At 65.6% G+C, this 16,715-nt stretch carries 19 protein-coding genes; 13 read left to right on the forward strand and 6 right to left on the reverse strand.

The genetic code is table 11. The features are described from left to right. The first annotated feature begins 41 nt into the window (after positions 1 to 41). The 9 genes from LK10_RS06675 (at position 42) to LK10_RS06715 (ending at position 7,697) form a co-directional block, all read left to right on the forward strand. Entirely contained in the window at positions 42 to 1,175 is a 1,134-nt protein-coding gene (locus tag LK10_RS06675) for an ABC transporter ATP-binding protein (RefSeq protein WP_231567653.1), read from the forward strand. After that, positions 1,172 to 2,095 (forward strand): ABC transporter permease, encoded by a 924-nt coding sequence (locus tag LK10_RS06680; protein ID WP_043121368.1) that lies wholly within the window; start codon positions 1,172 to 1,174, stop codon positions 2,093 to 2,095. Before LK10_RS06675 ends, LK10_RS06680 begins: the two co-directional genes overlap by 4 nt. Positions 2,096 to 2,097: 2 nt before the next feature. Further along, positions 2,098 to 2,928 (forward strand): ABC transporter permease, encoded by an 831-nt coding sequence (locus LK10_RS06685; RefSeq protein ID WP_231567655.1) that lies wholly within the window; start codon positions 2,098 to 2,100, stop codon positions 2,926 to 2,928. Positions 2,929 to 3,168: 240 nt separating this feature from the next. Continuing rightward, positions 3,169 to 3,957 (forward strand): LamB/YcsF family protein, encoded by a 789-nt coding sequence (locus tag LK10_RS06690; RefSeq protein WP_408021444.1) that lies wholly within the window; start codon positions 3,169 to 3,171, stop codon positions 3,955 to 3,957. A 1-nt stretch (position 3,958) separates the two neighbouring features. Further along, on the forward strand, positions 3,959 to 4,681 hold the full coding sequence (locus tag LK10_RS06695) for a 5-oxoprolinase subunit B family protein (RefSeq protein ID WP_043121372.1): 723 nt from the start codon (positions 3,959 to 3,961) through the stop codon (positions 4,679 to 4,681). Beyond that, positions 4,678 to 5,682, forward strand: coding sequence for a 5-oxoprolinase subunit C family protein (locus LK10_RS06700; protein WP_043121374.1), 1,005 nt, complete (start codon positions 4,678 to 4,680; stop codon positions 5,680 to 5,682). Before LK10_RS06695 ends, LK10_RS06700 begins: the two co-directional genes overlap by 4 nt. A gap of 90 nt (positions 5,683 to 5,772) precedes the next feature. Continuing rightward, positions 5,773 to 6,522, forward strand: a complete 750-nt coding sequence (locus LK10_RS06705; protein ID WP_043121377.1) for an SDR family oxidoreductase — start codon at positions 5,773 to 5,775, stop codon at positions 6,520 to 6,522. 84 nt (positions 6,523 to 6,606) lie between these two features. Further along, positions 6,607 to 7,146, forward strand: coding sequence for a hypothetical protein (locus LK10_RS06710; RefSeq protein WP_043121378.1), 540 nt, complete (start codon positions 6,607 to 6,609; stop codon positions 7,144 to 7,146). Between the two features lie 35 nt (positions 7,147 to 7,181). Next, positions 7,182 to 7,697 (forward strand): gluconokinase, encoded by a 516-nt coding sequence (locus LK10_RS06715; protein WP_043121380.1) that lies wholly within the window; start codon positions 7,182 to 7,184, stop codon positions 7,695 to 7,697. A gap of 24 nt (positions 7,698 to 7,721) precedes the next feature. On the opposite strand, the gene LK10_RS06720 is transcribed toward LK10_RS06715, so the two are convergent. After that, positions 7,722 to 8,057: a YnfA family protein gene (locus tag LK10_RS06720; RefSeq protein WP_043121382.1), complete on the reverse strand. Its 336-nt coding sequence runs from the start codon at positions 8,055 to 8,057 to the stop codon at positions 7,722 to 7,724. A 41-nt stretch (positions 8,058 to 8,098) separates the two neighbouring features. Next, the gene (locus tag LK10_RS06725) at positions 8,099 to 9,016 is read right to left on the reverse strand and encodes a cation diffusion facilitator family transporter (RefSeq protein ID WP_043121384.1); all 918 of its coding nucleotides are present in this window, start codon (positions 9,014 to 9,016) and stop codon (positions 8,099 to 8,101) included. A 111-nt stretch (positions 9,017 to 9,127) separates the two neighbouring features. Here LK10_RS06725 and LK10_RS06730 point away from each other — a divergent pair, with 111 nt between their 5' ends. Further along, positions 9,128 to 10,411, forward strand: a complete 1,284-nt coding sequence (locus tag LK10_RS06730; RefSeq protein ID WP_043121388.1) for an APC family permease — start codon at positions 9,128 to 9,130, stop codon at positions 10,409 to 10,411. A gap of 42 nt (positions 10,412 to 10,453) precedes the next feature. Here the strand turns inward: LK10_RS06730 and LK10_RS06735 are convergent, their stop codons facing one another. The 3 genes from LK10_RS06735 to LK10_RS20775 are packed head-to-tail and all read right to left on the reverse strand — an operon-like array spanning position 10,454 to position 12,524. Further along, positions 10,454 to 11,029 (reverse strand): DUF3618 domain-containing protein, encoded by a 576-nt coding sequence (locus tag LK10_RS06735; RefSeq protein WP_043121390.1) that lies wholly within the window; start codon positions 11,027 to 11,029, stop codon positions 10,454 to 10,456. Continuing rightward, complete coding sequence (locus LK10_RS06740; RefSeq protein ID WP_043121393.1) at positions 11,026 to 11,490, reverse strand: phage holin family protein; 465 nt, start codon at positions 11,488 to 11,490, stop codon at positions 11,026 to 11,028. The genes LK10_RS06735 and LK10_RS06740 overlap by 4 nt, the downstream gene beginning before the upstream one ends. Before the next feature lie 20 nt (positions 11,491 to 11,510). After that, positions 11,511 to 12,524: a hypothetical protein gene (locus LK10_RS20775; RefSeq protein WP_156144071.1), complete on the reverse strand. Its 1,014-nt coding sequence runs from the start codon at positions 12,522 to 12,524 to the stop codon at positions 11,511 to 11,513. Positions 12,525 to 12,729: 205 nt separating this feature from the next. Here LK10_RS20775 and LK10_RS06750 point away from each other — a divergent pair, with 205 nt between their 5' ends. The 3 genes from LK10_RS06750 to LK10_RS06760 all read left to right on the forward strand — a co-directional run bounded on the left by LK10_RS06750 (position 12,730) and on the right by LK10_RS06760 (position 15,941). Then, a complete protein-coding gene (locus tag LK10_RS06750; RefSeq protein ID WP_043121394.1) occupies positions 12,730 to 13,815 on the forward strand; it encodes a YihY/virulence factor BrkB family protein in 1,086 nt (361 codons plus the stop codon). Positions 13,816 to 14,095: 280 nt separating this feature from the next. Continuing rightward, positions 14,096 to 15,175, forward strand: coding sequence for a LacI family DNA-binding transcriptional regulator (locus LK10_RS06755; protein WP_043121396.1), 1,080 nt, complete (start codon positions 14,096 to 14,098; stop codon positions 15,173 to 15,175). Positions 15,176 to 15,233: 58 nt separating this feature from the next. After that, on the forward strand, positions 15,234 to 15,941 hold the full coding sequence (locus tag LK10_RS06760) for a hypothetical protein (RefSeq protein ID WP_043121398.1): 708 nt from the start codon (positions 15,234 to 15,236) through the stop codon (positions 15,939 to 15,941). A gap of 84 nt (positions 15,942 to 16,025) precedes the next feature. On the opposite strand, the gene LK10_RS06765 is transcribed toward LK10_RS06760, so the two are convergent. After that, positions 16,026 to 16,628: a TetR/AcrR family transcriptional regulator gene (locus LK10_RS06765; protein ID WP_043121400.1), complete on the reverse strand. Its 603-nt coding sequence runs from the start codon at positions 16,626 to 16,628 to the stop codon at positions 16,026 to 16,028. Positions 16,629 to 16,715: the final 87 nt, after the last annotated feature.

Genomic DNA, 16,715 nt, shown 5'->3' on the forward strand with positions numbered 1-16,715 from the left:
CCGTGCTTCCTCAGCTCGCCCCTCTCAGGAAAGTCAATCCCGTGAATTCAGCCAACACCGTGGGTTCGTCGAAGCTGTCCATTGTCGACCTCACGAAGCGATACGCCCCTGGGCTGGAGCCAGCCGTGGACCGTCTGTGCATGGATGTCGAGGAGGGCCACCTCGTGGCCCTCCTCGGCCCCTCAGGCTGCGGCAAGACGACCACGCTGCGCATGGTCGCAGGGCTCATGGACCCCACCGCCGGCTCTATTGTGGTCGACGGCAAGGACATCACCCAGACACCTGTGAACAAGCGCGGAATGGGGATGGTCTTCCAGTCCTATGCCCTCTTCCCACATATGGATGTGGCGCAGAACGTCGCTTTCGGCCTTCAGATGCGCAAGGTGCCTTCCGGGGAACAGGCCAAGCGCGTGAATGCTGCTCTCGAAATGGTCAAGCTCGCGCACCTCTCGAAGAGGAAGGTACGTGAGCTCTCAGGTGGGCAGCAGCAGCGTATTGCGCTCGCCCGTGCCCTGGTGGTGGAACCGACCCTCCTGCTCCTGGACGAGCCGCTGTCGAATCTGGACGCCAAGCTGCGCGAGACCATGCGCAGTGAGATCCGGTCGATTCAACAGCGCACGAAGGCGACCACGTTGTTCGTCACCCATGACCAGGACGAGGCGCTTGACATGGCCGACCGGATCGCTGTCATGAACGGCGGGCTGATCGAGCAGTACGACACGCCGGCGATGGTCTATGAACGTCCCACGACCCGATTCGTGGCCGACTTCATCGGCCAAGCCAACTTCCTCACCGCGCAGGTCCTCTCTGAGAACGGACAAGCCGCGGACGGCGAGCGGTACTACAAGGTCGAGGTCGGCGGACTTGGCCGCTACAGTGCCGTTGGCGCTCCCGGACTCGCGGGAAGCAGCCGGGAGATCGTGATCCGTCCGCACAGGCTCCGTGCCTCGCTCCACCCCCGCCCCGGAGACGATGCGATCGCTGGAACGATCGAACGTGTGAGCTATACCGGCGACACGATCGCCTTCGCCGTCCGCGTCGGGGACCGGAGACTGCTGGCACAGTCAATGACCTCGAGCGCGGATATGCCTCGCACAGGCGATGCAGCATACCTTTCTTGGGAAGCCGCTGACGCATTCCTCCTCCCCGGGCACATCAGAGGGTCAGGCACATGACCGCCCCAACCGAGACCCAGCAACTCATGTCGGTGCGCGCCGGCGTTCTGCCGGGCGCACTCGAGAAGGCCAAAGCAGCACGGGACCGCCGAACGTACCTCCTGCTCCTGCTCCCCGCGATCTTGGGGCTCTTCGCAACCTTCCTTCTGCCGCTCGGCTATATGGTCAAGATGTCCTTCGACAGGGGCGCACCGGACGGCGTCATCGAAAGCGCCTTCACCCTTGATTCCTACGTTCGAGCGCTCTCCGACCCCTACTACTGGCAGGTCATCTGGAATACCTTCCAGATGGGCATCATCGTCGGGGTCCTCTGTGTCCTGGTGTCCTATCCGATCGCACTGTTCCTCGTTCGGACTAGGAGCAGATTCAGGGGACTCCTCATGGCCGTGGCCGTCGCCCCCCTGCTTACCTCGGCCATCGTCCGCACCTACGGCTGGATGGTGATCCTCGGCTCGAACGGGCTCGTCAACTCCTCGCTCCACAGCATGGGCCTGATAGACGCACCGCTCAAGCTCACCAACAACATGACGGGCGTCGAGATCGGTCTGGTCGAGATCTTCATGCCCTACGCCATCCTCACCATGGTCTCGGGCTTCGGCCGCCTCAGCTCCCAACTCGAGGAGGCCGCCGGTTCCCTCGGAGCGAACGGCTTCCAGGTCTTCGCGCGCATCACGCTCCCGCTTAGCCTTCCGGGCGTGCTCGCATCGTTCCTGATGGTGTTCGTCCTCACCATCAGTACCTTCGTAACCCCGACGCTCCTTGGCGGCGGAACCGTGCAGGTGCTCGCAACAGAGATCTACGACCAGACCACCGGAGTCCTGAACTGGCCGTTCGCAGCAGCACTCTCGGTCATCCTTCTGGCACTCTTCGGCGCCATCATCGCCGTCTACCAGCGGCTCACCAGGAAGATCGGAGGCTAGCGGTGCAGCAAACATTGGCCGTTGACGAAGCTCCACCCTTCAAGCCGCGGCGCAGAATCGGCAGACCAGCCTTCGGGACCCTCCTGTTCCTCCTCTATATTTTCCTGCTTGCACCGCTGCTGATCGTTTTCGTCATCGCATTCGAATCGAATCAATATCTCTCGTTTCCGCCGCAGGGGTTCACGCTCAAATGGTTCGAGATGCTGCCGAGTGAGAGCATCTTCGTCGACGGGATGAAGGTCACGCTCGTCGTCGCGGCGAGCGTCACCGTGATCGTGCTCGCAATCGGGGTGCCTGCCGCCCTCGCGCTCGACAGGTACGAATTCAAAGGGAAGGGCGCGCTCCATGCGTTCTTCCTCTCGCCCCTCCTCGTGCCGAGCATCGTCCTGGCCCTCGGGCTCGTGCTCATCCTCACCCCGCTCGGGCTCACCAACACTTACGAGGGAATCATCATCGGGCACGTTGCCATCACGTTTCCCTTCGTGGTGAGAACCACCCTCATGAGCCTGACCACCGCCGACACATCCTGCGAGGCGGCCGCACGCATCCTCGGCGCAGGGGCTTGGACCGTGTTCCGGCGCATCACGCTCCCGCTCATCCGCTCAGGTGTCATTGCAGGCGGAATCATCGCCTTCATCGTCTCGTTCGATGAAGCCGTGATCTCCCTCTTCGTTGCCGGATCCGGGCTCCCGACGCTTCCCGTCCAAATATTCCAGTACGTTTCGAACTCGGCGGACGCAGCCGTCGCAGCCCTCTCAGTCGTCCTGATCCTCATCTCGCTCGGCGTGGTAGTCGTGGTCGAGCGGGTGATGGGCCTGAGGAAGGCGCTCTAGAACTCTTCTCCACCGGGCAACTCCCTCCAGACCCGCCGTCGGCCATCCGGCCGGCGGCGGGTCTACCTGTCCGTCCACGTGTCCTAGGTCATAACGCTGGCCTATCCCGGGATAGACGATCAGTCTTTGTTCAGGGGGCTCCGGCGATGAGACGATCAAGTAGGACAAAATGCGGGACGCCGCAGGCGAAATATCCCGACATTCGAAAGACCATTCTCAAGACCGCGAAAAGAGCAACTCGTGAACCCCATGATCGACCTCGTGGCAGATCTCGGCGAAGGATTTGGCGCATATCGGATCGGGAATGACCCCGAGCTTCTCGAAATCGTCTCAAGCGCCAATATCGCGTGCGGGTTCCATGCGGGAGATCCGGACATCATGAACTTCACGGTGGCAGAATGCGTCCGCCGCGGCGTGGGCATTGGAGCCCATCCGAGCTTCCCGGACCTCCGTGGATTTGGCCGCCGCACGATGGACCTGAGTGAAGACGAGGTCCGCAACGACGTCCTCTACCAGCTCGGAGCCCTTTCGGCGTTCGCCGCCATGCACAGCGGTCGCGTTGCTCACGTTGCGCCTCACGGGCGCCTTGGGAACCTCGTCGCCGTGCGCCCCGATTACGCTGCCGCCGTCGTCGACGCGGCTGCCGGTGTCGACGAGGATCTCATCGTCGTCGCCCAGGAGGGAGAACTCGCCAAAGCGGCCCGCGCCCGCGGGCTGCGCGTCGGCGTCGTCGGGATCGTTGACCGTGCGTATCAGGAGGACGGCACCCTCGTCCCGCGCAGCCTTCCCGGCGCGGTGCTCCACGACCCTCACGCGATCGTTGATCGGACCGTCCGCATGGTGTGCGAGCGGAAGCTGCAAACCACCTCGGGCGTCGACATCGACATCGAGGCCGACACGGTCCTGCTGCACGGCGACAACGAAGGAGCGGTGAAGTTGGCCCGGCTCATCCGCTCCGAGCTCACTTCCGCGGGTGTCCACATCGCACCTCTGGCCGAGGTGCTGGCTGCGAAGCATCCGGTGGCCTGAGATGCCTACGTTCGCACCTTCCCCCGTAGATGTCTTCGAGTCCGGAGATGCCGCATTGCGCGTCGTCGCGAAGTCCGGCGATTCCGAGCGGGACTGGAACACCGTCCACCGGCTCGCCGAATGGCTCGAGATGTGCGGCGCGGAGGGCCTGCGCGGGGCGGTCGCCACGTATGACTCGGTGCTGGTGGAGTTCGATGTCCTCGCCGTCTCGGCACGCCAGATGCGTGCCTTCGTCGGCTTGGGTATGCGGCAGCTTGCGCTTTCCGCGGACGACGACGGCTCCCCCCGAGCCTTCGACGTCCCCGTTGTGTACGGGGGCGACTTCGGGCCGGATCTTTCCGACGTGGCCGAGCAGCAAGGTCTTTCAGTCGACGACGTCGTCCGCCTCCATTCGTCCAAGACCTACATCATCCGCTGCCTTGGAGCACCCGCCGGATCGCCCATGATGGACGGCCCTGACTTTCCGCTTCCGGTGCCGCGTCTCAAGGACCCGCGCCTGAGCGTTCCGGCCGGAGCTGTTTCGGTAGCGGGGCGCCAGGCGGTCATCGCTCCTGCGGTCGCACCTGGTGGTTGGCGCGTGATCGGCCAGACCCCTCTTGCCCTCCTCGACATTTCTCGCGAGCCCCTCGTGCCCTACCGGCCGGGTGATGTGCTCCGCTTCCGGCCGATCCCGGAAGAGGAGTTCGCGGCGTACGCAGGCAGGATGATGGAGGCCCACGCATGAAGGGCCAGCTCATCGTTCGTCAGGCCGGCAACTCGGTCGTGACGGATCTAGGGAGGTTCCGCGGCCCGCGCTATGGGCTCCCGGTGAACGGCGCACTGGACCAGTATTCGGCTAGGGCCGCCAATATCCTCGTCGGGAACGACGAAAATGCACCGCTCGTGGAACTTACTGCTCTCGACTTCAGGATGACTGTCACCACTGACGTTCTGATCTCTGTCACGGGTGCGCCGCTTACACTGACGGTCTCAAACCGGGAATGTCCCCTCTGGCAGCCGGTTTCCGTGGCGGCAGGAGAGACAGTCGCGATTCGAGGGATCCACGGTGGCCTGCGCGCCTACTTGGCTGTCCATGGGTCCGTCGACGCGCCCACCCTGCTCGGCAGCTGCACACCCGACACCGTTGTCGGGTTTGGGCTCCAGCTTCGGGAGGGAATGGTGCTCGAGACCCGTTGCAGCCTCGGCCCTCTCCGTCAGCCCTATTTCGACATGCCGCTCTTCCGCTTCGGAGCGGAGCGACCCCCCGTGGGACATGAGCTGGTTGTCTCGGTCACCGACGGGCCGGACTTCGCCGAGTTCGGCGATTCGGCCAACCTTCTCTTCACGTCGGAATACCGAGTCAGCCCCCGGAGCAACCACATTGGACTGCGCCTTGGCGGCAGGCTCCCGGAGAGGACGACCACGGGAGAGGTGCTTTCGCGCGGAGTCCCTGTCGGCGCCATCGAAGTCCCATCACGTGAGGAACTCCTCGTCCTGCATCGGGGTCGCGGTGTCACTGCGGGCTACCCAGTCCTCGCCGTGGCCACGAGCCTCGGGCTCGATGTCCTGGCCCAAGCGCGGCCCGGTGACACCGTTCACTTTGTGAGGACGACAGTCTCCGAGGCAACCATCGCCTACCGGCGTTCGATGCTCGAACTCGAAACCCTTCGGAAATCCGTTGGCACCGCCTTCGGCCTCCTCGGCATCCCGAGCCCAGGGGGCGGCCAGGATCTTCCGGCCGCCTGAGCCGTACCGTTCCAAAATCCAACCTACCTGCCACCAACAAGCCACCTCGGTCGTGCTATCAACGGCACCGCCCAGTCCTTTGGAGAATCGATGACATTCGCCGACTACAAGACCGCACTCGTCACAGGCGCTTCGACCGGCATGGGAGCGGCCATCGCGGCGCTCCTGGCCAAGCGGGGCCTGACGGTCCATGCCGCTGCCCGCGGCGAGGAACGCCTCAGGGAACTCGCCGAGCGAACGGGCTCCATTTCCCACGCTCTCGATCTCACCGATACGGCGGCAGTGGCCGCCGAGCTCGGCGGACTCGAGATCGACATTCTCGTCAACTGCGCCGGCGTCTCCCGGCCGGGCAACATCCTCAGCTCCTCTGAGGAGGATCTCGACGAGATCATCGACGTCAACCTCCGGGGTCTGCTCCAGCTGACCCGTCTGATCCTGCCGGGGATGGTGGAGCGGGATCTTGGCCACATCGTCAACATCAGCTCGATCGCCGGCGTCTACAACTTCTACGGGCACACGGCCTACCACGCCACCAAGGCAGCCGTGCACCAGATCTCCCGCCAGCTGCGCAATGACACCGTGGGCAAGCGCATCCGTGTCACCGAGGTCTGCCCCGGCCGAGTTGAGACGGAGATCTTCGGACGCAATCTGGGCGGTTCGCCCGAGGCGATGGAAGAAGCCTGGAATACGTACTACGAGGGCTACGAGTCGTTGACCACCGACGACATTGTCAACGCCGTCGACTACGCCATAGAGGCTCCCCGGCACGTCAACATCGGCATGCTCGAGATCATGCCGACCTTCCAGGTCCCGGGCGGCCTCACCTTCGACCGGCGCTGACGTCCATGGACGGCCGAGGCTGATGTTCGTCTACGTCGGTTTCGGCCATCGCGTCTCGGCAAGCTCAGCAACGGGAGGCATGGCATGACCGGCAGGATCGAATTGCGAAGGCCGCTTAGTCAGGAACGCGGCGGGAAGTACCGGTATCGGCAAGGAGCCGCCCAGCCAAGCTCCCCAGGCGACCGTGGGGCAGAGGAACGAATTGCGCAGGCCCTCTCAGGGCACAGGCAGCTCCTGAACCAATTCCGCTCTCGGATCCGAACGCTCACTGCCAAGAGAAACGAAGCACTCGTTCGGGCCCTTGAGGACGAACTGGCCATTTCGGCCGTAGCGAACGTCATCGGTGAGACGGTGCCGACCGTCCGGCGCATCGCCCTCGCCTTCGAAGAGAAGCCCGCAAGCGGCCTGTCACGAGACGAACATATAGATTCCCTCCGGAAGATCCGGACCGAACTTGAGGCAGCTGCTGCGGCGAAGGAGGCTCTCGAAGGGGAAGTCGGAATCTTGATTGCCCGCGCCTACCAGGCCGGATTCACGGATGAAACGCATCTGGCAGGGATGGCAGGCATTTCGACCGAGAGCGTTCACAACAGGCTGCGCCAGCACCTCGGCAGGCCGCGCTGAAAATTTTTCATCAACGTCTTCAACTCAGGAGCAGTATGGACAACTCGACGCTGCACATCGTCGTGATGGGCGTCTCGGGATGCGGAAAGAGCACGGTCGGCACGCTCCTCGCCCGGGAGGTGGGCGGCGTCTTCCTCGACGGCGATGAGCTTCACCCTCAGGCCAACGTCACCAAGATGGCGGCCGGCATCCCCTTGGACGACGCCGACAGGGAACCCTGGCTCCGTGAGGTCGGGCGGCGCCTGAAGGACTCCGAGGCGCCGCTCGTCATCGCCTGCAGCGCGCTGAAGCGGTCCTACCGGGACCTTGTCCGCGCGAGCGCCCCGCAGGCCCTCTTCGTCCACCTTCACGGCACGCGAGAGCTGCTTACCACCCGCATGGCCGCGCGCCCCGGGCATTTCATGCCCCTCTCCCTCCTTGATTCTCAGCTCTCGACCCTTGAACCGCTCGGCTCAGACGAGTCAGGAATCCAGCTCGACATCGCCCAGACGCCGGAGTCCATCGTGGAACGGGCGGCAGCGTGGGCTCGGAAGCCTCTCCTGCACGCCTAGCCCGGAGGCCGCCTCGGCTCTCAGCTAGCCGGCTCGGGGCGCGAACATGATGACCGCGACCCCGGCGAGGCAGATGGCAGCTCCGGCGAGGTCCCACCTGTCGGGTGTGAATCGGTCGATCAGAACACCCCAGGCAAGTGATCCTGCGACGAAGACGCCGCCGTAAGCGGCGAGGATTCGGCCGAAGTGGGCGTCCGGCTGGAGAGTCGCGACAAAGCCGTATGCTCCGAGAGCGGCAATCCCGAGCCCGGCCCACCACCACGGCTTCCCTTCGCGCACGGCTTGCCAGACCAGCCACGCGCCACCGATCTCCGCGACAGCCGCGAGCACGAAGAGCACCGACGATCTGAGGATGTTCACCGCCCGATCATCCCAGCTCCCGTCGAGAAAACGTGGGCCCGTCAGTGGTGGATGTGTTCACGGTCTCGGTATGCCGCCGTCTCGAGCTGGAAGGTGGAGTGTTCGATGGCAAGGTCGAAGTGCTCCGCCACGCACTTCTGGAGGTCAGCGAGGATGGCTTGAGCATGGCCGTCAGTCAGGCATCTGTCCTCAAGCGTCACATGCCCTGTGATGACCGGGGTGCCGGAGCCGACGAGGCTTGCGTGGAGGTCATGGACGTCCAGCACGTGCGGGAGCGCGAGGATGTGCTCGCGGACGGCTCTCAGATCCAGGCCCTTGGGGGTGGACTCGAGGAGCACGTCCGCCGTGTCCTTCAGCAGGCGCAGCGTCCGCGGGATGATGAGCACGCCGATGAGGAGCGACACCACCGCGTCGGCCCGTGTCCAACCGGTGAGACCGATGACGGAGGCCGCAACGATCACGGCAACGGATCCGAGCGCGTCGTTGAGGACTTCGAGGAACGCCGCCCTGAGATTGAAGCTCCGATGCCGGCTTGAGGCGAGGACAGCCATCGAGAGGGCGTTGCCCGCGAGCCCGAGGACGCCGAACCACAGCATGGCGGAGGACCCCACCTCAGGCGGTTCGATGAGCCGACGGATCGACTCGACGAGCACGAAGGCGCCGACCACGAGGAGGAGGCCGGCCTGCAGCGCAGCGGCCAGGATCTCCGCGCGCCGGTAGCCCCACGTCCGCTCCGGGGTGCGGGGCTTGAGCGCGAGCGAGGCGGCGATGAGCGCAATCAACAGGCCGGAAGCGTCGGTGAACATGTGGCCTGCATCGGCCAGCAGGGCGAGCGACCCGGAGAGCACGGTACCGATGGCCTGGGCAACCATGATCACGACCGTTACAGCGAACACCGTCAGCAACCGTTTGCGGTCCCTCACCGGGTCGACGTCGTGCGCGTGCGAGTGGTCGTTCACGCCGCGTACACCTCGAGGACGTTCATGTCTTCGAAGGTACCCGAGGGGAAGTGTTCCTTGCGACGCCTGCTAGAAAGTAGAGCAACAGCCCGAAGACCTTAAGGAGCACCGGTGACAAGCCAACAGGGGGCACTCGCGCGGCGCCTAGGCACTTTCGACGCCGTCGCCATCGGCCTCGGTTCCATGATGGGAGCAGGGATCTTCGCGGCGTTCGCGCCGGCTGCGGTCTCGGCTGGCGCCGGGCTGCTCATCGGCCTGGCCATTGCTGGAGTGGTCGCCTACTGCAACGCGACCGCGTCCGCCCAGCTCGCCGCCCAGTACCCGACCTCAGGCGGTACGTACATCTACGGACGGGAGCGCCTTGGCGAGTGGCCGGGCTTCTTCGCCGGGTGGAGCTTCGTGATCGGCAAGACCGCAAGCGCAGCCGCGATGGCCATAACGTTCGCGGCCTACGCCGCACCGGTGGGCTGGGAGAAGCCTGTCGCTGTGCTCGCCGTCCTCGCGGTCGGCGCCGTCAACTATGTGGGTGTCACCCGGACGGCGAACGCGACGAAGGTGCTCGCCGCCGTCGTCCTCGCGGTGCTCGCGTTCGTCGTCGTGCTCGGGCTCTCACAGGGGCACCCGCAGCCCTCGTTCCTCACCACGGGTCTGCTCGACCACGGCTGGTACGGCATCCTGCAGGCGGCCGCGCTCCTGTTCTTCGCATTCGCCGGCTACGCCCGCATCGCGACGATGGGCGAAGAGGTCAAGGAACCGCAACACACGATTCCGCGGGCCATCATCGTGGCGCTCGCGATCGTTCTCGTGGTTTACGCTGCGGTGGCGCTCACGGCACTGCTCACGATCGGGCCGGGCAGGCTCGCGGCCTCCGCCGCCCCGCTCTCCGACGTCGTCACCGCGGGCGGCTCCGTGTGGGCCTCGCCCCTCGTGCGGATCGGCGCCGCGGCCGCCACGCTCGGTTCGCTCCTCTCGATCACCGCCGGGATCGGCCGCACCACGCTGGCAATGGCGCGCCACGAGGATCTGCCCGTCTGGCTCGCCGCCGTCCATGACCGATACCACGTGCCGCACCGCGCCGAGGTCGTCCTCGCCGTCGTCGTCTGCATCCTCGTGGTCGCCACGGATCTTCGGGGCGCGCTCGGCTTCTCCTCGTTCGGAGTTCTGCTCTACTACTTCGTCGCGAATGCCTCTGCCTTCACTCAGGATGACGGGCACCGGCGGTACCCCAAGGTCCTCCAGATCCTCGGGGCCGTCGGCTGCATTGTCCTGGCCGCCTGCCTCCCGCTGCCCTCGATTGTTGCGGGCCTCGTTGTCCTCGCCGTCGGCATCGGCTACCGGATGATCGGCCGACGCATGCGCCGCGAAACCTCGGGCAGCACCCGAAACCCCCGGTAGAAACCGGGGGTTTCGGCGGTCCGCACGGGTTTCGCGAAGGTGCTAGCTCTCGCGCACGTTCTGCTGCGCTTCCTGGGCTCGGTCCTGCACCGAGGCGCCCTGATCCTGCGCCTCCTGCTTGACGTTCTGCGCGCTCTCCGTGGCCGTCTCCTTGACCGACTGGACCGCATCTTGGGCCGGGGCCTTGAGGTTGGAGGCCGCCTCGGACGCGGCGTCCGAAAGCTGCTGGGTCACGGGCTGGGCCTTTTCCTTGACGGTCTGGGCGAGTTCCTGCTCCTTCTCGCTCGGCGGGATGAGCGACGAGACCAAAAGGCCCGCACCGAACGCGATGAGGCCCGCAGCGAGTGGATTGCCCTGGGCCTTGCGGACCACGCTGCGCTTCGCCTGATCGACCGAGTCGCCCGCGTCGGAGAGGGTTCCGCGCGTGCTCTGGGCCGCGTCCTCGGCGCTGCCCATGATGCGGTCCTTCACACCGGAAACAGCCCCCTTGACACGCTCGGTCTGACGGTGGGCGATGTGGGATGGGGTGACTTTGTCAGCTACCGCATCAACGTCGTAGCCCAACCTCTGTCGGGTCTGTTCGATATCTGCTCGGATTGCGTCGGGATTCTCACTCATCGTGGCTCCTCACTCGGCTTGAGGGATTCGGGAATCTTCTTCATGGAGTCGGCGGTGCGGGGCAGTCCCTTCACCGACTCGAGGTCCTTCTTCGCGCGGGCGGCCAGGATGCCCCCTATGATCGCCCAGATAATCGCGACGATGACGGCGGACCATCCCAGCCCTATCGCCGTAGACCCGAGGGCCCACATGAGCGCGATGGAAAGGAACAGGAGGGTGAAGTGGCCAGCAACCCCGGCTCCCCCATACAGTCCCGCCCCGCGCCCGGCCCGCTTCGCGGACTGGGTCGCCTCTGCCTTCGCGAGGGCAAGCTCTTGACGCATGAGCGTCGAGAGGTCCTGGGTCACGTCGCTCAGGAGGTCACCGATCGAGGTGTTCGCCGCCTTGGCTTCAGCGGGCGGAGTTGGCGGGGAACCCGAGGCAGCGGACGACGACGGCGGGTAGCCGGGCGTGCCGCCCATCGGAGCTTCGTATGGGTGGCTCATCGCAGGCCACCCCGGTCCTCGCGCGGAACCGGCGGGATCTCGTCGGTCACCGGCTCGGCATCCTCACCCAGATAGCGGCCTTCCTCGCTCTCCGCGAGGTCGGCACCGGGAGCGGTCGCATGCCGCGCGCCCGGAGGAGTTCCATACGCGGAGCTGCTCGTGATCGCGCCGTCCTGGACCGCGCCCTCGTCCCACGCCGAGTGCTCGACGGTGGAGGACTGCCCGTATCCATCAGGTCGGGGCTCGTAGCCGGGAACCCCTGGCTCGATGCCCCCTGGCACTGGAGCCACGGGAGGCTCGGCATCCGGCGCCACGGGAACCCCGCTGGCCGGAACACCCGCACCGCCCGGATAGGCCCCCGGTGCCCCGGCATAGCCGCCGGCGGTGCCGGGGTAGCCGCCCGTAGCGTAGCCGTGCCCCGCCGGGTAGGCCTCCGGCGAGGTCCCCCCTGCTGCCTGCTGGCTCCCGCCGTCGTTAGATGCACCGGCGGCGAGCGAGCGGGTCAGACGCCCTGCAAGGAGGCCCGCCCCTGCCGCGATGGCAAGGAACGTGCCTGGCTTCCGCCGTGCATACGACTTGACCTCGTTGAGGAGTGAACCCGGGTCACGCTGGCCGAGGTAGTCGGCAAACGCCCCGGCCCTCTGCGCCGCCTGGCGGACCAGATCGGTCCCCACGCCGGGGTTTTCGCTCTTGGACGCGAGCGAGCTGAGCTCCTCGTGCAGAGACTTGAGCCCTTGGGCGGCCCGCTCCTGCTGAGCTGTGGCCTGCTGCATGAGCTCCTGACGGCTCTGGTGGACGAGGTCCTTGGCCTGATACTGGGCCTCACGGGCGACATTCGTCGCCTCGTCCTTCGCGGTCTGCCCGACCGCGCTCGCCGAAGCACCCGCTTCTTGGGCTACTCCGCGGGCCTCGTTCTTCGCCGTCTCGGTGGTGGAGCTCTGCGAGTTGGGCGAGCTGCTTCCCGGGGCTCCCATTGGTGCTCCGGGACCATTCGATGGGAAATCGACCATCGTGGGTTCCTCTCGACTCGGTGTGCTTGTGGTGCCGGGCTGATACCCCGGGCGGAAAGGCACACACATTTCATTGGACTTTCGTTCGACGACGTCTTTTGGGGTTTGATCGACCCCTTTGTGGGCAGCAGAGCGTCAGCATCCTTTCGGGGTACTGCCCGATCTTGGGGTACAGCCCGATCGCATCCGGGGAAGGAAGTTCATTTTGAGTCGGCATGACACGCGGGAAAGCGCGAATCGCGAAAACACTTGGGAAAAGGCCGAAAAGGCGCCGCCGCCTGACGACGCACGCAAGCCACGGCGACCGCAGGACGTGACCAAGCCTTCATGGCGGTACATCGCACGGAAGACCCTGCGCGAGTTCACGAACGACCAGTGCATGGATCTAGCCGCCGGTCTCACCTACTACGGAATCCTCGCGCTGTTCCCGGCGCTTCTCGCGATCGTCTCGCTTCTGGGGCTCTTCGGACAGGCGGAGAACACGGTCAGCGGCATGATGAACATCGTCCAGAGCGTGGCGCCTGGAGCGACCACCGACACGATCCGCCAGCCCATCGAGGACCTCGTGCACAATCCCGCCGCCGGACTGACCCTCATCGGCGGCCTCTTGGGCGCCATCTGGTCGGCGTCCGGCTATGTCCGCGCCTTCGGCCGGGCCATGAACCGGGTCTACGAGATCGACGAGGGCCGCCCTTTCATCCGCCTCCGAGGCACTACGCTCGCGATCACCGTCGTGGCCGTCATCGTGGTGGCGATCATCTCCGCGGTGCTCGTTCTCAGCGGCCCCATCGCCGAATCCGTCGGGAACGCAGTCGGCCTCGGTGGAGCTGCGGTACTCGTCTGGAACATTGTCAAGTGGCCGATCGCCGTAGTGCTCGTCATCGGCCTCATCGCCGTCCTTTACTACTTCACGCCGAACGTCCGCCAGCCCAAGTTCCGGTGGATGAGCATGGGGTCACTCATCGCGCTCGTCATCTTTGCCCTGGCCACAGTTGGGTTCGGCTTCTACGTGGGCAACTTCGGCCACTACAACAAGACCTATGGAGCCCTGGGCGGCGTCATCATCCTGCTCCTGTGGGTGTGGCTCCTGAACATGTCGCTCCTGTTCGGAGCGGAATTCGATGCGGAAGTCGAGCGGGGCCGAGAGCTGCAGGCCGGAATTCACGCGGAGGAGTCGATCCAGCTCCCGCCCAAGTCGACTGACAAGATCGAAAAGCGTGAGGAACAGGCCGAAAAAGACATCCATTACGCGCGTGAACTGCGCCATCACCATGGAGAGCAAGCTCCATAGGCGACAGAACAAGCAGAACAGCCATACAATTAATTGCGCGTCCGGTGCGGAGCTGTCCCCCACAGCGACCCCCGGGCGCGTACTTTCGCTCTTGACTATCCCCGGCCTCCCCAGCCCCGGCCTGGCCAGCCCGGCCAGCCCCGGCTTGTCCCCCCAGGGATTCTTGACAGACTGACCGTCCTCCCCCACGATTGATCCATCGCTCTTTTGATCAATCAAATCCGCGAAGCCTGTGCGGGTCGAATGATCAGAGGAATCCAATGAGGGACGGGAGCAGACCGTGAACGGAGAAGACCCTTCGCCGGTCGTTTCCCGGCCCACCGTTTCGAGCGTTGCCCTCCTCGCCGGAGTCTCGCGCCAAACCGTCTCCAACGCGCTCAACAACCCCCAACGGCTCCAGCCGGACACCCTGAAGAAGGTCCTCGCCACCATCGAGGAGACGGGATACGTCCGCAGCGCGGCTGCCCGCCAAATGCGCACGGCTCGTTCCGGCGTCCTCGCCTACAGGCTCGATCCCGTCCGGGACGGGATCGGGGGCGCTGTCCTGGACACGTTCCTGCACGCCCTGTCTGCCGAAGCGGAACGCCGCGACTACCGAGTCATGCTCTACACAGCGGATTCAGACGACGCCGAGCTGAGGCAGTTCTCACGGCTCGCCCAGGCCCAAGCAGTCGATGCCTTCATCCTCATCGAAACGCACCGCGACGATGTGCGCTATGAGTGGCTTGTGGAGCACGGCATCCCCTTCTCGGTCTTCGGCCGCCCGTGGTCCAGCGACAGCTCCGGCCATGCACACGGGTCAAGCCCCCAGCCAGCGCACGCCTGGGTCGACGTCGACGGTGCTTCCGGGACGGCGCAGGCCACGAGCCACCTCCTCGAACTGGGCCATCGCGAGATCGCCTTCCTCGGATGGCCAAAAGGGTCCGAGACGGGCGACGAAAGACGGCGCGGATGGGCGGAGACCCTCGCCCAAGCCGGTGTGGGCGAGGACAGGCGCGATTCCCTCGATTCAGGGCAGCGCGATGGGATCCTGGAAGGAGCCGATGCGGCGCGGCGGCTCCTCGCCGCCGGGGCCACGGCCTTCGTCTGCGCATCCGACTCGCTCGGGATCGGCGCCTTCAGCGCGATCCAGGCGGAAGGCGGGAAGGCCGCTGTCGTCGGTTTCGATGACACGCCTACCGCCGCCGCTCTCGGCCTCAGCTCGATACGCCAGCCAATCGAGAAGGCGGTGAGCTGCGCGCTGGGCAGCGTCTTCGCCCAGCTCGACGGGGCTTCCGGCGCCTCGAGCGAGCCGAGCCTCCTCCTCCCCCAGCTCATCGTGCGGGCGAGTTCCAGGCCCGCCACGGGAAGCCCGGCGTAGAGCCGCCACTCCGCTGCGGCCAGCCACAATTCCCATGCCATCCCCCAGAAGGACCATCATGGCTTCCGCCCTCGCCCTTACCCCCACTCAAACACTCGGCCCGGTCCGCATCAGGCGGGCCGTCCCTCAGGACGCGGAACGGTATCCCGAGCTTCTCGGCCCGCTGCCGCCACAACTCGCATGGGCTCTCGGCAAGGGAGGCCTTTCCACATCCCTCGAGGCGGCGGCCAGGGGACGGCAGAGGTTCCACGAAACGCTCGCTGCCGCTCATACGAGGGGCTACAACGCGGCATTGTCTTCCGTCTCCACGGCGATCATAGCTCTGGCGCACGACGACGAGCCCCTCGGCAGCCTCGTTGCCACGCCGGCCGTAAGGGCTTTCCGGCAGCCGCACACATTCCGCGGCCACACGCAGCTCGAACGGCTCAGCCTGATCTTCGCAGCCGAGGTCCTCGCGATGACTGTGCCCGAATCCTCCCGAACCGGTGCGGCCCTCCTGCACTCAGCAGCCGACCTGTACAGCCGAGCCGGATACGGAGTCCTCTTCGGGGCCGTCAGCTCAGACGTCGAAGCACCGTTGCCAGCACCCTTCTCGACCATCGCGGCCGGCAAGGCGCTGTGCCTCGACCCGGCCTTCCTCGGCCACTCTGTCGGTCTCGCCCTCGTCCGCCCCGAGCCAGACACCCGCATCTACTACACGAGCCTTCAGGAAGAGCCCCAGACAGGCTGGGAATACGAAGTCCCAGCTCACCCCGCCGGCCCCTAGGACCTCGATCGCCCACCCGCCGCTCCGGCCACCTCAGGCCGCGCCGCTTACGGGGCCACGCCGCTTACGAGGCCACCCCGCTTGCTAGGCCTCACGCTCAAGCGGACGGCGGTCCGCGACGAGAAGCGCTGCCATGTGGCGTGCGCGCGCGGCGGCGTCCAGATCGCCTTCGGCGGCAGCGACAATGGCACCCTTGAGGAGAATGTGACACGACCATGCGAACCCGTCCGGGTCGCTGAGGTTGGCGTGGCGGGCAATGCTGGCGAGCTGGTCGCGAGTCCGCGCAAGGTATTCCAGGCTCGCTCTGCCCAAAGGGTGGCTCGGCCCCATCTCCATCAGGACGTGCAGAAACGAACTCACCTCCGACGAGCCCTGGCGGAACCACTCGTCGAAGACGTCGAAGACGGCCAGGAGAGCAGGCGTTTCACTGCCCTCGTGCCGCTTGACGGCTTCGTCGATCGCCCTGCTGCGTTCCTCATACCAGCGCTGGAGGTAGGCCAGAGCGAGATCGTCTTTTGTACGGAAATACTTGTAGAACGTGGCTTTAGCCACGCCAGAGCGCTCGATGAGTTCGTCAACGCCGACATCCCGAATGCCGCGGTCCGCAAAAAGTGAGAAGGAGACATCGAGGATCCGTTGCCGAGCACCCCGCTTCGGAGACGCCTGAGTGCGGTTCGTCCCTCCCATAGTCGGCACTTACCCAAGAAACCAAAGGTGAATCAATGAGCGGCCAATATCGCGGGAGGAAGCAGCGCCGCGGCTAGGCTGAAGCGC

Origin of the sequence: Sinomonas humi (assembly GCF_000802235.1) — a bacterium.
Lineage (GTDB): Bacteria > Actinomycetota > Actinomycetes > Actinomycetales > Micrococcaceae > Sinomonas > Sinomonas humi.